17 protein-coding genes are annotated in these 22683 nt (G+C 59.6%); 8 read left to right on the top strand and 9 right to left on the bottom strand.

Translation table 11 applies throughout. The features are described 5' to 3' along the window. Positions 1 to 168 precede the first annotated feature (168 nt). Complete coding sequence (locus AC5S27_RS19465; RefSeq protein WP_493936223.1) at positions 169 to 3177, bottom strand: MBG domain-containing protein; 3009 nt, start codon at positions 3175 to 3177, stop codon at positions 169 to 171. A gap of 131 nt (positions 3178 to 3308) precedes the next feature. Next, the gene (locus tag AC5S27_RS19460; RefSeq protein ID WP_493936222.1) at positions 3309 to 5579 is read right to left on the bottom strand and encodes a hypothetical protein; all 2271 of its coding nucleotides are present in this window, start codon (positions 5577 to 5579) and stop codon (positions 3309 to 3311) included. A 272-nt stretch (positions 5580 to 5851) separates the two neighbouring features. Between AC5S27_RS19460 and poxB the strand changes: the two genes are divergently transcribed. Beyond that, positions 5852 to 7576 carry a ubiquinone-dependent pyruvate dehydrogenase gene (gene poxB / locus AC5S27_RS19455; protein ID WP_493936221.1) on the top strand — a complete coding sequence of 575 codons (1725 nt, stop codon included), beginning with the start codon at positions 5852 to 5854 and terminating at the stop codon, positions 7574 to 7576. Between the two features lie 144 nt (positions 7577 to 7720). On the opposite strand, the gene AC5S27_RS19450 is transcribed toward poxB, so the two are convergent. The 4 genes from AC5S27_RS19450 to AC5S27_RS19435 form a co-directional block, all read right to left on the bottom strand. Beyond that, a complete protein-coding gene (locus AC5S27_RS19450; RefSeq protein WP_493936220.1) occupies positions 7721 to 8209 on the bottom strand; it encodes a DinB family protein in 489 nt (162 codons plus the stop codon). A gap of 52 nt (positions 8210 to 8261) precedes the next feature. Beyond that, positions 8262 to 8774 (bottom strand): DUF1697 domain-containing protein, encoded by a 513-nt coding sequence (locus tag AC5S27_RS19445; RefSeq protein ID WP_493936219.1) that lies wholly within the window; start codon positions 8772 to 8774, stop codon positions 8262 to 8264. 75 nt (positions 8775 to 8849) lie between these two features. Continuing rightward, positions 8850 to 12206: an outer membrane beta-barrel protein gene (locus AC5S27_RS19440; RefSeq protein WP_493936218.1), complete on the bottom strand. Its 3357-nt coding sequence runs from the start codon at positions 12204 to 12206 to the stop codon at positions 8850 to 8852. Positions 12207 to 12449: 243 nt separating this feature from the next. Next, the gene (locus AC5S27_RS19435; protein WP_493936217.1) at positions 12450 to 12875 is read right to left on the bottom strand and encodes a TOBE domain-containing protein; all 426 of its coding nucleotides are present in this window, start codon (positions 12873 to 12875) and stop codon (positions 12450 to 12452) included. Between the two features lie 324 nt (positions 12876 to 13199). Here AC5S27_RS19435 and AC5S27_RS19430 point away from each other — a divergent pair, with 324 nt between their 5' ends. Continuing rightward, a complete protein-coding gene (locus AC5S27_RS19430) occupies positions 13200 to 14690 on the top strand; it encodes a two-component system sensor histidine kinase NtrB (protein ID WP_493936216.1) in 1491 nt (496 codons plus the stop codon). An 18-nt stretch (positions 14691 to 14708) separates the two neighbouring features. On the opposite strand, the gene AC5S27_RS19425 is transcribed toward AC5S27_RS19430, so the two are convergent. After that, complete coding sequence (locus AC5S27_RS19425; RefSeq protein WP_493936215.1) at positions 14709 to 15419, bottom strand: esterase family protein; 711 nt, start codon at positions 15417 to 15419, stop codon at positions 14709 to 14711. A gap of 152 nt (positions 15420 to 15571) precedes the next feature. Between AC5S27_RS19425 and AC5S27_RS19420 the strand changes: the two genes are divergently transcribed. Continuing rightward, positions 15572 to 16477 carry an alpha/beta hydrolase gene (locus AC5S27_RS19420; protein ID WP_493936214.1) on the top strand — a complete coding sequence of 302 codons (906 nt, stop codon included), beginning with the start codon at positions 15572 to 15574 and terminating at the stop codon, positions 16475 to 16477. 191 nt (positions 16478 to 16668) lie between these two features. After that, positions 16669 to 17193, top strand: a complete 525-nt coding sequence (locus tag AC5S27_RS19415) for an Imm42 family immunity protein (protein ID WP_493937337.1) — start codon at positions 16669 to 16671, stop codon at positions 17191 to 17193. 609 nt (positions 17194 to 17802) lie between these two features. On the opposite strand, the gene lepB is transcribed toward AC5S27_RS19415, so the two are convergent. Both lepB and AC5S27_RS19405 read right to left on the bottom strand, forming a co-directional pair. Beyond that, positions 17803 to 18630, bottom strand: coding sequence for a signal peptidase I (lepB, locus tag AC5S27_RS19410; RefSeq protein ID WP_493936213.1), 828 nt, complete (start codon positions 18628 to 18630; stop codon positions 17803 to 17805). 165 nt (positions 18631 to 18795) lie between these two features. Next, positions 18796 to 19869 carry a Rieske 2Fe-2S domain-containing protein gene (locus AC5S27_RS19405; protein ID WP_493936212.1) on the bottom strand — a complete coding sequence of 358 codons (1074 nt, stop codon included), beginning with the start codon at positions 19867 to 19869 and terminating at the stop codon, positions 18796 to 18798. 114 nt (positions 19870 to 19983) lie between these two features. On the opposite strand from AC5S27_RS19405, the gene AC5S27_RS19400 reads away from it, so the two are divergent. The 4 genes from AC5S27_RS19400 to rpsP all read left to right on the top strand — a co-directional run bounded on the left by AC5S27_RS19400 (position 19984) and on the right by rpsP (position 22661). Next, positions 19984 to 20769, top strand: a complete 786-nt coding sequence (locus AC5S27_RS19400) for an ABC transporter ATP-binding protein (RefSeq protein ID WP_493936211.1) — start codon at positions 19984 to 19986, stop codon at positions 20767 to 20769. A gap of 31 nt (positions 20770 to 20800) precedes the next feature. Beyond that, complete coding sequence (locus tag AC5S27_RS19395; protein WP_493936210.1) at positions 20801 to 21559, top strand: ABC transporter permease; 759 nt, start codon at positions 20801 to 20803, stop codon at positions 21557 to 21559. Between the two features lie 66 nt (positions 21560 to 21625). Further along, complete coding sequence (locus AC5S27_RS19390) at positions 21626 to 22231, top strand: TetR/AcrR family transcriptional regulator (protein ID WP_493936209.1); 606 nt, start codon at positions 21626 to 21628, stop codon at positions 22229 to 22231. A gap of 175 nt (positions 22232 to 22406) precedes the next feature. Then, the gene (gene rpsP / locus AC5S27_RS19385; protein ID WP_493936208.1) at positions 22407 to 22661 is read left to right on the top strand and encodes a 30S ribosomal protein S16; all 255 of its coding nucleotides are present in this window, start codon (positions 22407 to 22409) and stop codon (positions 22659 to 22661) included. The last annotated feature ends 22 nt before the right edge of the window (positions 22662 to 22683 follow it).

Here is a 22683-nt window from a genome sequence, read left to right as displayed (position 1 = left end):
CCGTCCTCCACCTAGCTAGTTTACGGTACGCACTTGCGGTCATTGTGCCATGTAGGACAGTTTGCGGGCGAGCAGAGGACGGGTGTCCGGGGGAAAGCGCTCAGGTCGGGAGCCTGACCTTTCGCTCCTGTTTTCCTCAGGGAGAAAAGTCAGGCATGCGATCCGGCATCATGGAGTGATGGTGAGAACGCCGTTGGTCTGGTGGATCCTGTAATTCGGGGCGGCTAGCGTCCCCAGATTCATGTAAATGGTGTAGTTGCCTGGACGGCTGTTGGATGTTGCCAACGTGAGCACATTGGCAGTACCCGTCGCGGCCGTGGCCTGCGTCTGGCCGTTCACAAATCCGGTCAGAGTGTAGGTGAGCGGCGGAATCGGATCGCCGCGTTTGATAGTGAAGCTGGTGGCAGTCGCTTCCAGCCAGGCCGGCAGGACGTTGACTCTGCCATGCCAGGGGTCCCGGGCGAAACCATAGTTGGGCGCAGACAGTGTGTTCACGTCGATGTGGATAAGGTAGGTCCCGACGGGTGAAGTCGCTGTGACCGGCATGGTAAGGATAGGCGAGCCGGTAACGATGGCTGTCGTCTGGCCATTCACGAATCCGGTAATGGTGTAGGCCGTTGGCTGCGGCGGCGTTTGACCATAGACGGAGGTGTAGGTGGTCGCGGCGATCGTCAACTGTGCCGGATGCACATAGATCGTCGCCGGAATCACGGTCACGGCATACTTGGCCGCATCTGGGCCGGAGACAGTGGCGCTCACCGGATAGTAACCCACATTTGAGGTGAGCGTCGCAGTCGTTGTGGGCGTGACGGTCACCTGATCACCGCTGACCAGACCCGTCTCCATGTACGTGAAGACCGGGTTGGGTGATCCGTACAGGCGTGAAGTCACTGGTGACTTCATCGTGATTGTGAGCGACGCACCGGTCACCTGTACCGTGAACGGCACTGTTGTGGAAAGGCCTGCCACGCTGGCCGTTGCCGTGTAGGTTCCAACAGCATTGGGAGGCGTAGCTTCCACGCACGCCTGGCCATTTTTCGTGAGCGCATCACCGCTGTACGGGATCGTCAGTTGAGTGCTTGTAAACGTCACGAGATTGTTCGACCCTCTTTGCCCAGCTCCGTCCGTGACCAGCACGCACAGGGCAGTCTGGTGCACAGAACCATACGCCTCCACGGTGGACTGGCCGGAGGTGGGCGTAATGGATGCAGGTGCGCTCTGCGTCACCGTGATGGGGATCGTCGTGGCAGAAGCCGCGCCGGCATAGTTGCTATCGCCATAGTAGTAAGCGCTCACTGTGTATGTGCCGATATTGCCCATAGCGCCGCTGATGGTTGCATTCCCTTTGCTGTCGAGCGGAACGGTCCCTTCCAATCCGCCTGCTCCCACCACTCCATATCCTGGTGTCGAGTTCACGTTGACCGACCCCGTCGGCACGGCGCTTTCATCCCCTGCAACATGAACACTCACCGTCAGCGTCTGCGCATCCGTCACGGTCGTAGCGGACACGCTCAGCGTGACTGTTGCAGCTCCGGAAGCCGCGCCCGTCAGAGAAATCGTCTGCGTTCCAGCGGCTGCCGTCTGGGCATTCAGATTGTTGTCCGTAACCAGCATCGAAGCCGTCGGCGGCGTGCTTTCTGTCGGCGTAAAACTGACAGCCCAGTAGCAATTCCATGCCGGTAACACTTGCCCAGCCGAGGAAGCAGTGGAATTCACCACGGGGCAACTGCCGGGATAGGAGGAATTGACCGTATAACCCTCCGGCACAGAGGGATTCGCACCGCTCGAAGGCACATTCAGCAGCAGCGGAGCATTGCCGACATTCTCAAGATTGACATCGCGAGGGCTGTCCGCGCTCGTGTGTCCTATCGCCGTCTTCTCGAAGTTGAGTGACGGCGTGCTCCAGTAGTTCTCCTTCAGCACCCGGTGATTGTATGTATCGGAGATATAGAGATTGCCCCTTGCATCCACCGCCAGCCCCCACGGCCAGTAGACGGAACTGGTAGTCACGACAGTCTGGTAGGTTCCATCCGGGCGAATCACCAACTGGTTGGCCTGATTGTTGAGCGTGTCGGCGATAAACAGGATCCCAGTGCTGCTCGACACAATATCCGAAGGCCAGACAAGACCTCCGCCAATCTGGCTCTGTTCGTAGCTGCCTCCGTTCGGCGTTAGTTTGAGGACCGTGTTGCTGTTATACGAAGTCACAAACAGATTCCCGCTGGGATCGGACGCAACTGACGATGGGCAGCTCTGCCCTCCCACGGTGCCGCAGTCGAGTATGTCTGTCTGCGTGTACGTCCCGTCCACATTTGGAGCTTCCTTGAGCACACGTCCGTTGTAAGCGTCCGCTATGAAGACATTCCCGGCCGGATCGATCGTAATCCCGTTGGGGTTGTACATCCCCGAACCAATCAACTGATCCGTATGGGACGAGCCGTAAAACGAGTATTTGTGAAGATAACCATCGCTTTCGGCAGCGAATAGATTCCCCGCTCCGTCGACAGCCAGTCCTCCGATGGCAACCGGCAGGCTGAGCAGGATGCTTTGCGTATATGAGTTGCCGGAGGGAGTTTCCTTAATGATGTTGTTGCTATCGACGACATAGACATTGCCGCTACCATCGACGGCAATGTTGGCCGGCGCCGACCAGCCGCTGCCGATCGAAGTCTCCGTGCCAGGCAGATAGTTGATCATCGGCCCGTTGCCGGTTCCAATCACCAGGGCACTGGCAAGCGGCGCGCCCGAGCCATCCTTGAGCACTGCTCCGCCATGCCGCAGCCCCGCCAGCGTGGGCTTGAAGTTCACCGCAACGGTGCAGCTATCCCCGGAATGGTACACATGGCCCGAGCCATTCGTGGTGCAGCTTCCCGTCCCCGCATCGGTAAAGTCGAGACTCGCCGCCCCATCCGTCAGCACCGCCACAGATCCGATCGAGCCAGTGCCGCTGAAGGTGAACGTGACTGTTTTCACCGCGGCAGCGGTTCCGATCCCTGTCGCGCCAAAGGCAGTCACCGTTCCCGGTCCTGAGACGATCTTGGCCTGGGCGTGTGCTCCGACGCAGGCTGCGAAGGCAAGCACAGCGATAACTGCACGACGGCTGATTCGGAGTTTGTAAGTTAAGGCTAGAGTAAGTTGGACGAAGCGTACAGCCGTGGACTCAGACAATTCAGGCATAGCGGTCACTCCTTCGCCTGCGCAATGAGTGGCAGGCTCGAGTTGACTTTACGCTACGCGCAGGCCACGGTTTACGCAATGGATAAGATCGTTTTGCGACAAGTATTCATGCTGGAGACGACTTACCGAAGTTACTTGCCCTGCGCAGCCCACTCGACCTGGAAAGTCATCAGTAACTGCCGAAGGGATTCAACGGCGGCTTTTCTCTTCTCCGTAAGTGTTGCGGTCTGCTGCCGGTTGGCCTCAAGCGCGTCCTCGGTTCGATTGAGCTGGTCGACGAAGCGTTTGGCGCCATCGTTGCCCTTGAGTGCAGTGAGGTTTTCGCGAGCACGTGCTTCGTCCGCGGTGAGCGTGTTGGCTTTTTGGGACAGCTCCTGTAGCTGCACGTTCATCTCGCTGATGGACTTCTGCGCCGCAATGACCGGCGTGAGCTTGTCGGCCACGGCCGGCGCATCGTCGACCAGACGCTGAAGAGCGAAAGTCTGGTCGGACTCGGGTTGAATGACCCAGGTTTCGTAGTCCGGACCCTCATCGGCTACGAGCACGCTGGCGGACTGGTGTGCCGGCACCGGCAGCTTGAAGCGATACAGGCCAGGAGTCGTTTCGGCAGCCTTGGTCTCAGGCGAAAGGTCGCGGTTGGCGCGGCGTGGAACTTCGATCACCACGGTGCGCGCTTCCTCCGCCGAGTTGCTGGCAATGTAGGAATCCTTGCTCGTTGTTCCGTACGTAAGGCTGAGAACACCGTTCGCAGCACCATGGATTTTTCGCAGTTCACGCTTTGACTCTTCGGGATGCTCACGGACATGAATCGCCTGATCGGCAGCGTAGGAGAGCAAGCGTTTTTCACCGGGATGGATGGGGTCGAGCAGGCCCTGTCCGGCGAACACTCCACCCTCGAAGATCGAAAAGCTGCCGCGATCGAAGGTAAGCTTCGAGGTGTTTTCGAGCCACACCGCACGGAAAGGCGTGGCCTCCGACTGCGACCAGATCGTAACGCGCTCCGCCGGCAGCCGCTCCTGCAGGATAGGCACCATTGCTGACTCGTTCTTGTGGATGGTCACTGGCTGAGCAATCGAGTATTGGAAGAAGTCGTCGAACTTGGCGGTGGTTACGTCGCCTTCCTGGATGGCTGGAGTTGGGGCATAGAGGCCGCCGACGACTCCACCCGGCACACCTACTCCGCCGCCCGAGCTAGCTCCATAACCGTTTCCTGAGCCTGAACCAACTCCTCCGCCCTGGCCGTGGAAAAGAGGCCCTGCACTGACAGTTACTGTCTCGCTGGCTGAGGCGGCGACCATTCCACTTGAAATCTTCCTCTTGGCCTGACCCATCGAGCTGAAGTCGCCTCCACCTCCGCCGGGTGGCGGAGGCGGTGGAGGTTCAGGCATATCGGCAGCTTCATGCGTCTGCGGCGTAGTCTGCGCGGTCGTCGAGATAGGCACCTCCGGCCGCCGCAGATACAGCGGCTGCGAGAGCGGCTGGATAAAGCTTTGCGGCGCCCCGGCGACCAGCGAGAGCTGCACATTGTCCCAGTCCGACCCGATGGTGTTATCGACCACTGCCCAGCCCTGCAGGATGGCATTCTCCTGCGAATCGCGCGGGAAGACCAGACGATAGGTGGACTTCCACACCGGCACTTCGCTGATGTAGCTCACGTGGAGCTGGCGCTGCCCCTGTCCGACGGCGTCCAGCGTGAGATGGCGCAGCCCGGTGGAGTGGTTGTTACTCAGCAGTTCGAGATAGCGGTCAAGCTGGCCCTGCAAACTGGCATCGAGAGGCCGGACGCTTAGCGTGGGGCTCAACTCAATCACCCGCACCGCGCCGGAATTCGCTACCACCGTCAGCCAGAAGCGCTGCAATGGCTGCTTCACCCCATCCGTCGCTTCGTCCGAGGTGGCTGGACCGGAACCGCGTCCTTCAATCGACATCAGCCGCCCAGTCACTGGGCCGCCGGGCGCGCCCGTGACTTCGACGCGCTGCCCGCGCAGCGCCTGAAACAGCTCCATCGACGTGGGATCGTCGCTCATCGCCAGCGAGAGCGACTGCAACTGCTGAGCCAGCGGCGTGGTCGAGTTATAGTTCACTCCTCCGATGCGTCCGCCGTTATCGTCCAGCACGGTGAGCGATTGCAGCACGTCATTCAGCTGCGACGACGTGAAGTCAATCGCCACATGCTGGTTGCCGTTCACCTGCCCGAGATGCTCGAAGTAGCCGACGCCGTTCTTATAGAGAATGACCTGGCGAACGGGTAACTGCTGGAGTGTCGCACCAGAAGCGGCTACCGCAGGAGCTTTTGCCTCTGCGACGGACTTCTTCCCAGCCGCGGGCTGGCCGGTCTGAGCGTGGAGAGAAACAAGGCAATAAGGCACTGCAAGGCACAAGAGTACAAGATGGGGGCGCATGGTGCCTCCGTTGTCGCTGTCTGCGACGGGTTCGGGTTTAAGTCTGATTCCTGCTATTTACTTGGACAATGGCCGATCAAAAATGGTTCCCAGGCAGAAAAGTTTTTGTGAAGTTATCGCGGACCAGATAACTCGTTCCAAAGAGGAAGTGAGAGGCGCTGAAGGGCAGCGGCGTCGAACTTAGGGACCGATGGGCGTGCAATCCCGGCATGCGGGAACTGACGCCACCGCCGCCCCGGTTTCAGCATCGAAGTACGGGAGGGAGTAAATCGATGGCGAAGAGTGCAGCTGAGGTGGTGGTGGAAACGCTGGTGGCTTCCGGCGTCAAGCGGGTGTATGGACTACCCGGAGACTCGTTGAACGGGTTTACGGACGCGATTCGGACGCACAGCGAAATCCAGTGGGTCCATGTACGGCATGAAGAAGTGGCAGCCTTTGCCGCCGGAGCGGAAGCGCATCTCACCGGCGATCTGGTTGTCTGCGCGGGCAGCTGCGGTCCGGGCAATCTGCACCTGATCAACGGGCTCTATGACTGCCATCGCAGCCGCGTTCCCGTGCTGGCCATCGCTGCCCAAATCCCGAGTTCCGAGCTGGGCACGGGATATTTCCAGGAGACCCATCCTGAGATTCTTTTCAAGGATTGCAGCCACTACTGCGAGCTGGTGAGTGAGCCCAATAACGTGCCGCGCATCCTCGGCATCGCCATGCGCACAGCCATCGCCAAGCGCGGCGTAGCGGTCGTGGTCGTTCCGGGCGATGTCTTGCTCGGTGAGTGCTCGGGCTCGGCGACGGCAATCAAGCTGGGAGATGCTGCTTCTGTCTTTCACGCCTCTCAGAGCGATCTCGGAACCGCTGCGGAGTTGTTGAATAAGGCTGGTAAGGTGACGATTCTTGCTGGCGCCGGCTGCGCTGTCGCACACTCCGAGTTGCTGGCGATTGCAGAGAAGCTGCAGGCGCCGATTGTGCATGCTCTGCGCGGCAAAGAGTACATTGAGTACGACAACCCGTATGACGTCGGTATGACAGGCCTGCTCGGCTTCAGCTCCGGGTATTACGCCATGGGAGCCTGCGACGTATTGCTCATGCTGGGCACAGACTTCCCATATACGCAGTTCTTTCCGGAGAAGGCGAAGATCATCCAGGTCGATATTCGCGGCGAGCAGATTGGCCGCAGAACGCATGTCGATCTCGGCCTGATCGGTACGGTCAAAGATACCGTTGCCGCGCTGCTGCCGCTGCTGAAAGGCAAGAAGGACAGCAAGCACCTGAAGACTTCGCGTGATCACTACCAGAAGGCGCGGAAGGATCTTGACGAGCTGGCCACGGGCGAGCCAGGGAAGACTCCGATTCACCCGCAGTACGTAGCGCGGCTGATCGATCAACTGGCGTCACCGGATGCAGTGTTCACCTGCGATGTGGGCACTCCGACCATATGGGCCGCGCGCTACCTCACGATGAATGGCCAGCGCAGCCTGATCGGCTCGTTCGTGCACGGCACCATGGCTTCCGCAGTGCCGCAGGCCATTGGAGCGCAGGCCGCTTATCCGGGGCGGCAGGTAGTGGCTCTTGCTGGAGACGGCGGCCTGGCCATGCTGCTGGGCGATCTGCTCACGCTCAAGCAGATGAAGCTGCCGGTCAAGATCGTCGTCTTCAACAACAGCGCACTGGGCTTTGTCGAGCTGGAGATGAAGGCCGCGGGATTTCTCGACTTCGGCACGAGTCTGGAAAATCCCTCGTTCGCTGGAATCGCCGAGGCGTGCGGATTCCTCGGCGTTCGCGTGGAAAAGCCGGAGGATTTGCAAGGGGCGCTAGCGCAGGCCCTCGCGTATGACGGACCGGCGCTGATCGATGTCATCGTGAACCCGCAGGAGCTGTCCATGCCGCCGTCGATTGAGTTCAAGCAGGCGACGGGCTTCGGGCTCTACATCATGAAGGCAGTGATGAATGGACGTGCTGACGAGGTGATCGATCTTGCCCGCACCAACTTGTTCCGATAGGGCGATTTTACGCGTGCCGACTACGCAATCCAGCACGCGGATTGCGCAATCATGTCACGATCATTGCGCAACGTGAGCCGGGGATTGCGCAATGGAGGCCAAACATTGCGCATCGTCCAACGCAATTGAACGCCGTTTTCCTCTTCAGTCGAGGACGGGCCGCAAACGCTCTAGCTGGTGCAGGTGGTTGATGTCGTGCCCGGCCATCGTTTCGAGCAGCGTGGCAAAGGTCATGCTGCCGCGCTCGGGATGCGTGACCGGTTTTCCGGCAGCCTCGGGAGGGAGGTTGCGCACCAGGATCAGGTTCCACTCGCGCATGGCAGAGAAAGCCGCAAGTGCCTGATCCGCCGTGACTTTGTCATACGTCTTGGCCCACAGATCCTGGTCGAACGGCTGCAGGACGTGATGATCCTCAGCCAGCGTCTGCCGCAGCCGGAAGCCGAAGGCCACTTCGCAGTCAGCCAGGTGGCAGATCACTTGTGCGGGCGTCCACTTACCCGGAGCTGGCGCTACGCTCAATCCGTTAGGCCCAATCGATTCAACAAGTTCCGTTAGCGTTGCAGCCGTAGTAGCGAGAATCTCCGGCACTGGCCGGCCATCCAGAAAGCGCGCGTAAGGATTCACTTCCGCCATAGAATCTCCCAAGTCGTAATCCCAGATTATTGCATTGAAAACGCAGTTTGAGTCAGAGCTTCGCAGCCATTTCAGCCAGCCTGGCGACCGTGTTCCTATTGCGCGCCGTGCCGGTCTTGGCAGCCTTGATCTTGAGTTTGGAAGTTCCCATCCCAGACCCGTAGTAGATATAAATTTCGCGCTTGCCGAGAGATATCAATTCTTCTCCCTGGCCGGTGACGTGATTGAGAGCATCGGCTGGTGGCGGGGAGTCGAGGAAGATAGCGACAGTGGCGTTGCCGGGCATTTCGGGGAAGGGATTTGCTGCAAGAACAGCGGCCATTTCCGCGGCTGTGCGCACGAGAACGCCGACCGGTTTCCCCGCGTATTTCGCCAGGCTGGCTTCCAGTGTTGCCTTGACTTCTTGCTCAGCCAGCTTGCTCTTGAAGACGACGTTGCCGCTGGCGATGTAGGTCTTAACGCTTGTGAATCCTGCCTGCTCGCACATCGTCGTCAACTCGGTCATGGGTAGCTTGCCGGTGCCACCAACGTTGACGGCGCGAAGCAACGCGATATAGGCGGTCATGCGAAAACCCTCCTGCGAGACAGAGCTATTGTCTCGCAGGAGGGTTCGTTTTGCAGGGTGATCCTGGCGCTGGATTTAACGGCTGAACCGCAGTGCGAATTGCGCTACTCGTTGCTCGGTAGCGGTGGCGGTGATGCTGCCGAAAGCTGCGGAGCCGAAGCTGCCGTTTGGCTGCGCGAAGGCTGGCGTGTTGGTGACGTTGAAGACCTCGCCACGGAACTCGACCTGCGACTCGCCAGGCAGGTGGAAGTGCTTCACCAGTGCCAGGTCGAGGTCGCGGTAGGCAGGGCCGCGTACGGGGTTGCGCGAGGCGTTGCCGATGACGAATTGCGGCGCGGTTTCAAAGGCTGCCGTATTGAAGAAGTGCGCCGGGGTGCGATCGCCGGGCGAGAGCGACGTCTTGCCGATGATGTTGGGCCGCTGGAGCGCGAAGCCGGCGAAGGCGTTATTGTTGGTGGCTTGGGTAACGGTGACGGGCATGCCGGACTGCAGGGAGAGGATGCCGTTGAGAGCCCATCCGCCGAGTGCCTGATTTAGGATGCCGGTTGAGGCGAAGCTGTGACCACGGCCGGCTGGCAACTCATAGGTGGCGGCGAGCGAGGTGACGTTGGGCATGTCGCCGCTCGATGAATCCCGCTCCAACTCGGGGTGGAAGGTGTCTGCCGCGACCAGGCTGCTGGTGTTTGGCGAGGAGAGCACGGTCGAGGAGAAGACCGACGATGCGTCGTCTATCAGCTTGGAGTGCGTGTAGGCGAAGAGGAGATAAAGACCGTGATTGAGACGCTCTTCCACCTTTGCCTCAAAGGCGTTGTAGTTGGTTTCGCCGGAGTTGTTGCGGTAGGTGGCGACATTGAGGAAGCGCGGGTAGGGCTTGAGCAGTTGCGCTTCGGTGATGGTCTTGCCGCCGATCGAGCTGGATTTCGGGAGTTCGCCATAGTAGGGGTTGGCGACTTTGGCCAGCAGCGGCGCGCCTTCGGCGAGCTGCTCCTGGGTGAGCTGATTCAGGTTGGAGTCGGGGATGCCGACGTGGACGATATGCGAGCCGACGTAGGCGATATCGACCGAGAGATTGTTGGTGATGGCGCGCTGAAAGGCGAGGTTCCACTGCTGGCTGTAGCCAGAGCCTGCGGTGCGCTTGGCGGTGTAGACGCTTTGGCCGAGGCCTGCGTCTGGTGTGAACGGGATCGGCGCAACTGTGGGTCCGCCCGAAAGCTGGAAGGCTTTGGTGAGGCTGTCGGTGGTTTTCTGCGAGACGTTCTGAATGAATGGAAATTGCGGTGTGGTGAAGGGCGTAGTGATGCCGGACTGGTCGATGAAGACGATGCCAAAACCGGAGCGCACGATGGTCTTCGGCGTGATCTGGTAGGCGAGGCCGATGCGCGGCGCGACATTCGTGTAGTGCAGTTCGCGGGCACTGCGGGAGTAGCCGTCCTTGCCGAGGTAGTCGAGCTGCTGCGTGGTGAGATTGAAGACGGCGCCCTGATCGGTCTTTTCCGTCGAGGGGAAGTGCAGCGTCCAGCGCGCGCCGAGGTTCAGCGTGAGCTTGTCGGAGGCGCGCCAGTCGTCCTGCACGAAGTACTCCTGGATGTGGTCGCGGGGACGGATCTTGCTCTCCTGCAGGTCGATGGTGAAGGTGTCGACCTGTCCGAGGAGGAAACTGGCGATGGAGTTGCCGCTGTCGGTCACGCCCTGCTGGTTCGTGCCGGTGGTTGTGAAGGCGAAGGACCCCTGCGGGTTCGGCGGTGCTACGGTGTTGAGCTGGTAGAAGCGGAAGTCGAGGCCTGCCTTCACTGAATGGCGGCCGCGCGTGTAGACCAGAGTATCCACGACCTGCCAGACGCCTGTCTGGTAGTTGGAGAAGGTGCCCGCCGATGGACCGAGCTGCTGGAAGCCAGTGAAGGTGAAGAGCGGTAATGCGTTGTTGAAGGCGGCGTTTGTCGGGATGCCGGGGATGCCGAGGGCTGCGGATGCCGACCCCGCCAGTGTGGGTCCGTCGATCACGTTGCTGCGGCGCGTGTAGCCGGCGCGGAGGTCGTTCAACAGGCGGGGTGAGAAGACGTGCGTCTCGTTGGCTACTGCCTGCTGTCCGACAACGTGCGAAAGGCCGGCAACAGCTCCTGTGCCGATGACTGAGCCAGTGATCGCGCCACTCCCGTCGGGGAGCGGCGTGACCGGCTGCTCGACGTCCTTGAAATACGAGTAGCGGCTGAATGCGCGGTCACGGCTCCGGTATGCTCCGTCAACGCGTGCGTCGAGCTGGTTCTGGTGGTCGGCGTCGTTGGCGGTGCGGCTGTAGTTGTTGGCGGCTTTGGAGTTGGTTGGCGTGGGGAAGCGGGCAAGCAAGGCGAGGGCGGCCGGGTCGAGCGGCGTGTCGATTACGTCGTTGGGGAATTCCTGACGGACGAGCTTGCCGTTGACGGTCTTGGATGTGCTTGGGTCGAAGATCGAAGACACGCCGGTGAAGATGCCCTGGCGCTCGGCGAGCGTGGGGATCGTCGAGATAACTGTGCGGCCGATCAGTGCCTTGATGCCCTGGTAGTCGGTGAAGAAGAAGAGCTTGTCATGGAGCACTGGACCGCCAAGAGTTGCGCCATAGAGATTGCGGCGGTACTCGGGTTTCTTGCCGGTGGTGGAGAAGTAGTTGCGGGCGTTCAGGTCTTCGTTGCGGAAGAACTCGAAGAGGCTGCCATGCAACGCGTTTGATCCGGCGCGGGTGGCGACGTTGACCACGCCGCCGTTGAAGCGGCCAAACTCGGCGGGGACGTTGTTGGCTTCGACAGTGAATTCCTGAATGTCGTCGAGGATGGGGAAGAAGGCGACCTGGCCAGGCTCGGGCTGCAGGGCGGAAATGCCATCGTAGAGGTACTCGTTGGTTCGGGGGCGGCCGCCGTTGATGCGCGGCAGCAGTGTGCCCGGGGGGAGTTCGACGCCGGGGGCAAGGGTGGCCAACTGAACAAAATTGCGCGAGTTCAGCGGTATCGCGACTACTGTGCTGCCGGGGATGTTGGTTTCGATGTTGCTTGTGGCTGCCTGCAGCAGCGGGGCGTCGGAAGTGACCGTGAGTATCTCTGCGGCGGCTCCGACGTGCAGGGAGAAATCGACTGCGGCTGTCTGACCGATGGAGACGGTGATGCCTTCGCGGACTTCGCGCTGGAAGCCTATCGCGTTGATCTCGATCTTGTACTTGCCGGGATTGAGATGGCTGAAGAAATAGTCGCCGGAGGTTGAAGTTGTGGTCTGCTGGTGCACGTTCGTCGATGACTCGGTCAACTCGACGCCGGCACCGGCTATAGCTGCGCCGGAGGGGTCGAGGACGCGGCCCTGGAGGTCGGCGGCGATCTGCGCGTAAGCGGGCGCGGCGACGAGCAGGGTGATCAGAGCAAGCGAGAGCGAGACAAACGAGCCAACAGGAAAGAGGCTACGAGCCTTCATTGGGAAAAACTCCTGGAATGCGCAGTGTGGGCCAATAAGAGTGGAGTGCTGGGATGAAGCCAGCAGAACCTGGGGAAAATGAAACAGGGTAGAGCTGAATATTAGTCTTACTGACAAAACGAAATTATACGACTCAAAACGTATAGTCAAGCGATCGCGCAGGTAGCTTGTGGATAGGTTTGATCTTGTAGATATGACGAACGTTGGAGCTGGGCAGCCCTGAGCAGCTGGTGTTAACTCTACTTATTCCATGTCTTCGAGCCGCTCGATCATCACGTCGGTGGACTTGATAAGAGCGGCGGCGGTGTCGCCTTTTTTCAATTGCAGTTCGCGGACGGCGTTAGCGGTAATGATCGCGGTGATGTGGCTATCGCCCACGGCGAGGACAACTTCGGCGAGCAGGCCCTCGACGCGGATACTGACGACCTTGCCGGCGAGCTGATTTCTGCCGCTGACACGCCGGTATCGCTCGCGCGACTCTTGCTGAGGTCTGGCGCTGTCTTTGGCCAGGAATGGCTTCAGGGTGGATTCAGCGATGCGGTGATGGCCGCCTGGGGTGGTGGTGGTGGTGAGCTTGCCGTTGAGAATCCACTGCTTGATCGTCGGGTAGCTGATGCCGAGAAACTGGGCAGCTTCGCGGGGCGTGAGCATGGGATCGAGTTTCGGCATGCTTATAGGTTTAGCACCTTTTGTGCCTGTTCGGCATCCCGTTCACGATTGGTCAATATGAACGGAAATGACGGTATTTTTCGCCCCTTACATGTCGTGATTTGAACGCTGCGGCAAGCAATTTTGGCCGAGTTCGCATCTTATTTATCTGAAATTTGTTGGTATTTGGGGCGTCACTTCTGCGGTCTTGGAGTCGAGGCCCAGGCGGTTGCGATATTCAGCGCAATTCGCTTGACAGGCCATTTTTGTCCTCGGATGAGGGTGGCCGGGAAATCAAGAGAATCGACCGTGCTCGCAGAAGTACAGGTTCGAACGAGGATAGAAATGAAAGCGCGACAATTGGCGATTTGTATCGCCGACCCGATCAGCCGCAGACTGATTGAAGGGGTTGGCGGTCAGTTAGAACTGGATCCGGTGGTCATTAAGATTGAAGACCTGGAACGGTTGGAAGTTCTTGAGCAAATTGAAATTCTGGTAGCGGACGAACAGGATGCCCGTGCCTACGCAGACTCTCATAGCTACGCCCGTTTGCGGCATGACGGCAACAATCTGGCGATCGTGGCCGTTGCTCCCGCGACGACGCCGGAAGGCACACCGCTACCGAGACGCGAGCCTGAGCAGCCTTTCGACGGCTGGCTGGCTCTACCGCAGCAGCCGGCGCAATTATTGGCACAGTTGAGCGTAATTCTGTACGCGCACCGTGCGCATATTCTGCGCTACGAGTCGGCGATGGAGGAACTGAATCTCAACCGACGCATCTTCCGGTCGGTGACGAGCGGCATCAGCGTGGCGGATGCGACACGGCCCGATTTCCCGCTGGTGTATGCCAATCCGGCTTTTGAGGTGATGACCGGCTATTGCCTGGAAGAGATCGTCGGCCATAATTGCAGATTTCTACAGAAAGGTCAGGGAGATCAGCCCGGGCTGGTTGCGATTCGAGAAGCGCTGCGTGAGGGGCGGGAGGTTGTGGCTGTAGTCCGCAATTTCCGCAAGGATGGCACGCCGTTCTGGAACGAGCTTTCGCTCTCGCCGATACGCGACCGCAGCGGCACGGTAACGCACTTTGTTGGGATTCAGAACGATGTTTCAGCGCGTATTGCATTCGAAGACGCGTTGCGTGAGAGCGAGAAGTTAGCTGCCGTGGGGCGTCTGGCTGCTTCGATTGCACATGAGATCAATAACCCGCTTGCAGCAGTGACCAACCTTGTCTATTTGGCGCGTATCGACAAGGTGGAGGCTTCGCGAGACAAGTATCTTAGGGATGCGGAACTGGAGCTGCATCGTGTATCGCAGTTAACGTCGCAATCGTTGCGCTTCTACAAGCAATCGACCAAGCCGCAGGCGATCCGTCCGTTGGATATGATTACGGCGGTGATTGATGTGTATGCGACCAAGCTCAAGAAGCTACGGATTTCGCTGGATCGCCGGGACAGTCCGGCTGCGCCGGTGGTGTGTCTGGAGAGCGAGATTCGCCAGGTGATCAGTAACCTCATTCGGAACTCAATGGACGCAATGGAGACTACTGGCGGCTGCCTCACCATTCGTTCGCGGGAGTCGGTGGACTGGAACAGCGAGCGCAAGGGTGTGCTGATTTCCGTGACGGATTCCGGGCCGGGAATCTCTGCGGAAACGATGGAGAAGCTCTACACGGCCTTCTTCACTACCAAGGGTCTGGGCGGTACCGGGCTGGGCCTGTGGGTGAGTAGCGGGATCGTGCAGCGCCACGGCGGCAAGCTGAAAGCACGCAGCCGCCAAGGCGAAGATAGCGGCACGATGTTCACGCTGTTTCTGCCGTATGACGGGCTGGCCGCTTAGCCGGCCTCGTCGGATCGCTTACAGGTAGAGGTTGACCATCTTTTCCCAGGTGGGCCAATCGTGGGAGTTGTACGTGTCCCAGATGAAGAGCTTGTGGGGAATGTCCTTGTGGGTCAGTACGCGGTCCAGGTGCTGGTTTGAGGCGAGGCATTGGTCGTCCCAGCCGGTGGCCAGGATGTAGGTGTTACGGCGATAGCGCTCGAAGAACCACGGGTCGGACATGTTGGCGAGGTACTGTGGCGGGGTGTTGAAGTAAAGGTCCTGGTCGTGGTAGCCGCGCAGGAAGTTGGACATGTCGAAGGCGCCGGACATGGACAGCATGCCGGTGAAGACGTCGGGGTGGCGGAAGGCGATGTTGGCGGCGTGGAATCCGCCGAAGCTGCAGCCGAGCGCGACCAAGTTGGGGTTCTGGTTCTTCTGGCGAACGAGGGGCACAACTTCGTGGGTGACGTAGTCGTCGTATTGGACGTGGCGGGCGATGCGCCAGCGGGGCGGCACGGCTTTGTTGTACCAGCTCTCCATGTCGACGGAATCGACGCAGTAGAGCTGGATTTCGCCGTTGTCGATTTTGCCGCTGAGCACGCCCACCATGCGGCGGTCTTCAAACTCAAAAAAACGGCCGCCGGACGTGGGGAACACAATGACCGGAACTCCGGCGTGACCGAAGACCAGCAGTTCCATGTCGCGGCCCAGCCTAGGGGAATGCCATTTGTGGTATTCGCGATTCATGCTGAGTTTTCCACCTTTGCCGGTCGATTTTGCCGCTTCGGGGCCATCTCCGGCAGGTTACAGCCGTATCAATGGGGGTCCTGTTTTTGATACTGTAACAGCCACGGGGTCTGAATCTGGCCTTTGGGTCATCGCGGGGCGGTAGCTGGCGAATGGCGAAGACCGGACGAAAGCGGAGGAAGACAGGGTTGGAACTGGAGCAGCGCGGGGAACTGGAAGTCCCATTTCACTGGCCGGGCTGGCACGCACCGGCGGACGAGGTTCCAGCGGAGAGTCCGCATGAGCGGCTGAAGGTGCATCGTGGCTTTCGCAGCCGCATTCTGCCGGACCGCCGCGATGTGATCGTTTACCTGCCGCCGGGGTATGAGGCGGACGCGGTACGGCGTTACCCGGTGCTCTACCTGCACGATGGGCAAAATCTCTTCGATCCTGAGACTTCTTTCATCAAGGGCCGTACCTGGCAGGTGCGCGAGGCAGCCGATGCGGCGATCGAGGCTGGCGAGGTGGAGCCGCTGATCATTGTCGGCGTCTACAACACCGGTGACCGGCGGCTGGCGGAGTACACGCACGAGCGCGACTGGCAGATGGGCGGCGGCGAGGCTGATTCTTACGGGCTGCTGCTCATCAACGAACTGATGCCGTGGATCGCCGAGCACTACCGGACCAAGCCGGGCCGGGAGCATACCGGGCTGGGCGGGTCGTCGCTGGGCGGGCTGGTTTCGCTGTACCTGGGTCTGCGGCATCCGGAGGCTTTTGGGCGGCTGGCGGTGCTTTCGCCGAGCGTCTGGTGGAACCACAAGAGCATTCTTGGCGTGCTGAACGAGGTTGGGCCGTTCCTGAAGAAGAAGCCGCGTATCTGGCTCGACGTGGGCGACCATGAGGGCCGCATGACTCTGCGTGATACGGAGTTGCTGGCAAAGCGGCTGGAAGCTTCCGGCTGGAAGGATGAGATCGACTTCCACTTCGAAAAAGTGCGCGGCGGCACGCACGATGAGGCTAGCTGGTCGGGGCGTGTTGGGCCGCTGTTGCGGTTTTTGTTTCCCGCGAATGGACAGTGATATCACATTGAGCGCGCTTGCGTCCGCCGTTTGGCTTTGAGGCCGGTTCCCAACCGTGTAGTTTCCCAAAACCCGACTTTGTGGGAAGTGGCCTTCCGAGGCTGGATGCACGATCAGCAAGGGCCGCATCGGCTTTAGAAAGGCAAAAAGTGATCGTCGGTAATCCTTCTACGTTCGCCATTTAATCTCAGATCACCCAGGCATTTGAACGATTGGGTTCCCGCGCTCTCGGCTCTTTCACGATCCTGATTGAGGGCTTCCGCTATGGAGTGTACGAACCAGACGCTACCCTACTAGCCGTCTCCTTTGATGAGGTCCAACGTCGAATCACTCGCCGAGGAAGCCACACAACGCCTTTTACGGATGCCGAGCCAGGAGTCATCGCAGATGCATATCGAGCTGCGGTCTATGGCGAAGAGTATGGACGCCCTTACCCGGGGATCGCTCTGGAAGATTTCGCCAGCAGTATTTTTTCAAGCCGTATCACTTGGGCACCTGACGGAGACGAAGCTTTTGATGACGGTAGTTACGTACTCCAGTTCGATGCTAATACTCGCGTGCGGCTGATTGGCTTCAAGACAACACCAGACGGGCTCTGTGATTCTTCAACGTTGAGGGATGTTTGGCTTGAGGGCGAGCAGTTCTATGGTGTTCTGCATAGTTGGCACGCAAGGTTCTTGGCTGATTGGGAGTCTCTGCCGAAGGTCAAGGAATAGCGAGATCGACGCCCCGAAAACGGTGTTTGCGGACGTTTCGAACCGTAATGTCCGCAAACAACGACGTTGAGGGATCAACTCTTTCTAAGCTTTGTTCAGGCTGACGCCTTTGAAGGTTTCCGCTTGTGGCCATGCGTCTCCGCCGAGTGGATATCCCTCTAAGCAGTCAATCCGACCGGCCTCGATCCAAAGGATGAACCCGCACAACTGATCATCTATAAGCGCTGATGCATGTAGAGTTCGGCCGAGAGCATGGCACCCTGGGACGTCTTCAGGAACAGCGATGTTGGTGAAAAAGCCGTAGCCATTGAAGTCGCGGGAGCGTAGTTGGCAGCGCCGAAGCTGTGCGCGAAGGCAGTCCTCGCAGTTCGGCTGCCCCCCCACAATCGCCTCGATCACGGCGTTTTCGAGCGGTGTCAGATGATCGATGTACACGCTCCCATAGTAGCCCGCCGGACACGGCCTCGTGCACGGGAACGAAAAACGGGGTTTGCGGAAACTACAAATCGAAACGTCCGAAAATGCGACTTTGCGGGCCTTGTCGCCCGATGTTGGGCGGCCTCAGTTGCAAAGACGCATTTTGTGACTCTGAACACGTCAGAGGGAGCATCATTTCACGTGCTTGAAGGTTCGACTCCAGCGTGTATCCGAGAAGAAATGAAGCGCGACGTGGGTCATCCAGGCGATGTTGTCGGACAGGGTGGTCTTATACATCTGGTCATCGGGCGTCTTGAAGGACCAGTAATTGAAGAGGGGACGGCCTACGATATTGGCGCGAGGGACGAAGCCCCAGTAGCGGCCATCATTGCTGGCGTGGCGATGGTCGCCCATCATCAAAAACATGCCTTCGGGGACGACCAGATCGTTGCCCTGGATGTGATTGGCGCGATCTAACTCCCACTCTGCGGTGACTCCGCCGCGGGCCATGGAGGTGGGCACGTTCGGGAAATCATCGATGTAGGGATCGTAGGAATCGTTCGGCCCGAGAGCCGCATAGGGCTCGTTCTGGGCGACTCCGTTGAGGATGACGACACCGTGACTGAGGTGGACGTGGTCACCGGGGCTGGCGATCAGGCGCTTGACCAGAAGCGTGTCCGGTTGGCCGGGGCCGAAGAAGACTACGATGTCGCCGTCCCTGGGCTCGCGGTAGTGGACGAGCGGCATCCACTTGGTGGAGGGGGCGAGGGTGATGCGGTCTACGACGAGATGATCGCCGACGAGGAGGGTCTTCTCCATGGACCCGGAGGGGATGAGCATGTTCTGGGCGAGGAAGGTGAGGATGAAGAGGCCGATGACCAGGACGGAGCAGATGCTGGCTAGGGCCTCGAAGGGCGTTTCACCGGCACGCTCTTGAGCGACAGCCTCGCTTTGGCCGGCGTTGACAGGTTCGATGAAGACGGAGGAGGGTGCCGTTGCGGAATGATCGAGTTTCGCCATATCGGTATGTCACGTTCCTGATTGCACCTAGTCATGCTCTCAGGCTTTCCGCAGGACAGCAAGTGTCCGTGCTCCACTCAAACGGCGTCTTCGGCAACTCCGGCGGACAGTTTCCGATTGCCTACTTTGTGGACTCTCAGTCTATGGGAAAAGGTGGTGATGATGTTAGGCCGTGTAGCTTCGCCCAAGCCCAAGTGCTGCCAATCCTTTTCTAAACGTGATGGAGCTGCGGTCGGCGGGGAAGTGGGCTTCTGTGTGTAGGTCGAGCGGCAGGTCCTCGGGCCATTGTTCTTCCACGATGGCCTGGTCTTCGGTGAATACCTGCAGGTTGAAGTCGATGGTGGGCTGGACTGGTGCGTCCGTGTCGAAGTTGCGGCAGATAGGCACGAAGAGGCGCAGTTTGCGTGCCGAGACCGGGCAGACGGCGTTGAGGATGTGCAGCCGCTGCTCGTTGGGATACAAGACGGTGAGCTTGGCGGTGAAGGGGTAGTAGACCTCGAAGCGGCGGTGCCAGAGGAAGCCGGGCGGGTTGAGGTGCTTCTGCCCGTGTCCGTAGTTGCTGACGGTGCTGATGTAGTCGGCGACAAAGCCGGTCGGCGAGGGCGTGACCGGATAGCTGGGGACTTCGGGGTTGTCCATCTCGCCGAAGCTGGTGGTGTGGACGAAGGAGAAGTGGCTCACGTCGAGGAAGCCTTCGATCTGGCGGCCGGCGGCGGCGTTCATGGGCACCGACGGCGGGAGGATCTGCAGGTAGCTGGGGTCGGACCATTCTGGAAGCATGTCCGGCAGTTCTTCTGCGCTCTCGACTAATTTGACCCAGATGAGGCCGAAGGCTTCCTGCACGGGAAAGGTATGCAGGCGGAGGCGCGGCGAGATGGCTCCCTTGGGGTGCGCGGGGATGCAGACGCAGCGGCCGGAGACGTCGTAGCGCAGGCCGTGGTAGGCGCAGACGATCTCGTCTCCCTCGACGCGGCCCAGGCTCATGGGCGCGCCGCGGTGGAAGCAGATGTCCTTGGCGGCGACGATCTGGCCGTTTGAGACGCGGTAGAGTACCAGGCGCTCGTCCAGCAGGCGCGCTGCGTGGGGCTTGGTGGTGACTTCGTGGGAAAAGGCGACGGGATACCAGAAGCGGGCGAGAACCTGCCAGTCCGACTCAGAGAAAGTGCACTCACGGGGCAGCGCCGCGGGCTTGAGGATCGGAAGCTCAGGGGATGAGTTTGCGCTGGAAGGGCTGGCCATAGTCCATTATGTCGATGGTCCTCCGTGGCGGCAATGAAAGATTCTTTTCCCCCAAAACTCTCTTGATAAAAACTAAACCGTTCAGTATTGTTATGTTCGGAGAGGTGACAAACCATGATCCGTGTGGAACATCTGACCAAGGTGTTTGGCAGCTTTGAGGCTGTGCACAATGTTTCCTTCGAGGTGGGCAAAGGGGAGATCTTCGCGTTCCTGGGACCGAACGGGGCAGGGAAGACGACGACGATCAAGATGCTGACCACACTGCTGCAGCCGACTTCCGGGCAGATCTGGCTGGACGGCAAGGATCCTGAGAAGGAAAAGGCGCATGCGCGGCGGAGCTTCGGCATTGTTTTTCAGGACCCGAGCCTGGACGGCGACATGACGGCCAAGGAGAACCTGGAACTGCATGCAGTGCTCTACGGCGTGCCGAAGAAGGATGCCAAGCCGCGCATCGAGAGCCTGTTGAAGCTCTTTGAGCTTTGGGACCGGCGCGATGTGCAGGCGAAGAAGTTTTCCGGTGGTATGAAGCGGCGGCTGGAGATTGCGCGTGGCTTTCTGCATACGCCCAAGATTCTCTTCCTGGATGAACCGACGCTGGGGCTCGATCCGCAGAGCCGCAACCAGCTCTGGAGCCATGTGAAGCAGGTGAACGAGACGGAGCAGGTTACGGTTTTCCTCACGACGCACTATATGGACGAGGCTGACCGCGTGGCGCATCGTGTCGCTATCATCGACCACGGCAAGATCGTGGCCATTGGCAGCCCGGAGGAGATCAAACTGAAGACCGGCACGGAGACGCTGGAAGCGGCGTTTCTGGCGCTGACTGGGTCGGCAGTGCGGGATGAGAGCGCAGATCCGGCGGCACAGATGCGGCAGTTTGCGCAGATGTGGAAAAGATAGGGAACAGGGAATAGGGAACAGGAGGGTAGATATGGGTGTGATCTATATTTTGTGGCTTCGGGAGATGAAGCGGTATTTCCGGTCGCGGGCGCAGATGATTGCTTCGCTGGGGCAGCCGGTGCTGTACCTGGTGGGGCTGGGCTTCGGCATGGGTCCGGTGTATGCGCAGGCCGGGCATGGAAACTATCTGCAGTTTCTGGCGCCGGGGGTGATCGGGATGACGGCGCTGTTTTCGTCGGTCTTCTCCGGCATGGGACTGCTCTGGGACCGTCAGTTCGGCTTTCTGAAGGAGACGCTGGTGGCCCCGCAGCCGCGCATCCTGATCATGGCTGGCCGCACGCTGGGCTCGGCTACGGTGGCCATCATGCAGGGGTTGCTGGTGACGATCGTCTGCGTGATTGCGGGCTTTCGTCCAGCCAGTATCCCGGCCATTCCGCTGGGATTTCTCTTCATGGTGCTGATTGCTGTGGTGTTTTCCGCGCTGGGGACGCTGATCGGGTCGGCGCTGAAGGACATGCAGGGCTTTCAGATGATCATGAATTTCCTCGTCCTCCCGATTTTCTTCATGTCTGGCGCGCTCTTTCCTCTGACGACGGTGGGGCCGGTGCTGCGGGTGATTACAGCCATCGATCCACTAGCCTATGGCATCGACGGCATGCGCTCGGCGTTGCTGGGGCTGGCGGTGGGGCAGGTGCGGTTCGGCCCGGCTGTTGATGCAACCGTGCTGGTCTGCGTCGCGCTTATGTTTCTGAGCCTGGGTGCATATTCCTTTTCGAAAATTGAGGTTTAGCGTTGTCTTTTAGGATGGGTAGGATGAGAGAGATGGGAAGCAGCTGACATGGGAATGAACTAGGGCATGGCGAGAACTCCTAGCGTGGATGCTCATAACCGCGTGCTTGATGCTGCGCTGGAGCTGTTTGTCGAGCGCGGCATCGAGCCGACCAGCATGGATGCGCTTGCCTCCGCTTCCGGTGTGAGCAAGGCGACGATCTACAAGCACTGGCCGGAGGGCAAAGAGCAGTTGCTGATGGAACTGCTCCTTACCGTCAGTGGTGCGGGGACTGACGTCGAAGAAGAGGATACGGGCGACCTGTACACCGATCTGGTGCGGGTGCTGACGGACAAGCCACGCTACGAGCGTCCTGAGGATAAGAACCGGCTCATGCCGCAGATGATTGCCTACTCCGCGGTCCATCAGGAATTCGGGAATGCCTGGCGCTCGCGGGTGATGGAGGTGCCCAAGCGGCGGGTCAAACGCATCGTTGAGCAGGCGATCAACGACGGCAGGCTGCAGGGTGCTCCGGAGCTGAACATCTGCTATGCGCTGTTGATCGGGCCGCTGATGTTTCTGCACATTTTCGGGTCGCAGGTGGAGCATTTGCCGCTGGGGAACGCCGCTGCGGAGACATTTTGCCGCGCTTACGAACGGAAAACAGGGAGTGCGAAGCCGGAGATGGCCTGATTTGGGGCGAATCCATTTGCCCTATAGCTGGATTTCAGAGATACTTAGATGTTGTGTCTTGTGCCGAGGCGACTTGAACTGCCTCTCTTGGATGGAATGCACTGAATCCTTGATGCGCGCAATTCCATCCACAATCGGTTTTGCTGGAAATTGAAAGGAATGTATCGCCGTGGTCATGATTCGTTTGGCGCGCGTTGGCGCCACCAAGAAGCCGTTCTACCGTGTTGTTGTGATTGAAAAGGATCGCGCCCGCAATGGCCGTTCGATCGAAGTCGTGGGTACCTATAATCCCCGCACCAACCCGGCGACGGTGAACCTCGTTCACGAGCGCATCCAGTATTGGATCAGCGTCGGAGCACAGATGTCGGACCGCGTGGCCAAGCTGGTGGCAAAGTTCCCGGCCAAGGCTGAAGAGCCGGTAGCCGCCTAGTCGTTCGTGCAAGCATTTCATC

The organism is Acidicapsa borealis, from assembly GCF_059115245.1.
Note: the sequence above shows the minus strand (reverse complement) of the source record. Positions and strands in the feature narration are given on the sequence as shown.

Coding starts and splice junctions, on each gene's coding strand:
- AC5S27_RS19425 (WP_493936215.1), bottom strand. CDS start 15,419: ATGAATCGCGAATACCACAAATGGCATTCCCCTAGGCTGGGCCGCGAC.
- AC5S27_RS19405 (WP_493936212.1), bottom strand. CDS start 19,869: ATGGCCAGCCCTTCCAGCGCAAACTCATCCCCTGAGCTTCCGATCCTC.
- AC5S27_RS19400 (WP_493936211.1), top strand. CDS start 19,984: ATGATCCGTGTGGAACATCTGACCAAGGTGTTTGGCAGCTTTGAGGCT.
- AC5S27_RS19450 (WP_493936220.1), bottom strand. CDS start 8,209: ATGGCGGAAGTGAATCCTTACGCGCGCTTTCTGGATGGCCGGCCAGTG.
- AC5S27_RS19445 (WP_493936219.1), bottom strand. CDS start 8,774: ATGACCGCCTATATCGCGTTGCTTCGCGCCGTCAACGTTGGTGGCACC.
- AC5S27_RS19435 (WP_493936217.1), bottom strand. CDS start 12,875: ATGCCGAAACTCGATCCCATGCTCACGCCCCGCGAAGCTGCCCAGTTT.
- AC5S27_RS19395 (WP_493936210.1), top strand. CDS start 20,801: ATGGGTGTGATCTATATTTTGTGGCTTCGGGAGATGAAGCGGTATTTC.
- poxB (WP_493936221.1), top strand. CDS start 5,852: ATGGCGAAGAGTGCAGCTGAGGTGGTGGTGGAAACGCTGGTGGCTTCC.
- AC5S27_RS19420 (WP_493936214.1), top strand. CDS start 15,572: ATGGCGAAGACCGGACGAAAGCGGAGGAAGACAGGGTTGGAACTGGAG.
- AC5S27_RS19465 (WP_493936223.1), bottom strand. CDS start 3,177: ATGCCTGAATTGTCTGAGTCCACGGCTGTACGCTTCGTCCAACTTACT.
- lepB (WP_493936213.1), bottom strand. CDS start 18,630: ATGGCGAAACTCGATCATTCCGCAACGGCACCCTCCTCCGTCTTCATC.
- AC5S27_RS19460 (WP_493936222.1), bottom strand. CDS start 5,579: ATGCGCCCCCATCTTGTACTCTTGTGCCTTGCAGTGCCTTATTGCCTT.
- AC5S27_RS19440 (WP_493936218.1), bottom strand. CDS start 12,206: ATGAAGGCTCGTAGCCTCTTTCCTGTTGGCTCGTTTGTCTCGCTCTCG.
- AC5S27_RS19390 (WP_493936209.1), top strand. CDS start 21,626: ATGGCGAGAACTCCTAGCGTGGATGCTCATAACCGCGTGCTTGATGCT.
- AC5S27_RS19430 (WP_493936216.1), top strand. CDS start 13,200: ATGAAAGCGCGACAATTGGCGATTTGTATCGCCGACCCGATCAGCCGC.
- rpsP (WP_493936208.1), top strand. CDS start 22,407: ATGATTCGTTTGGCGCGCGTTGGCGCCACCAAGAAGCCGTTCTACCGT.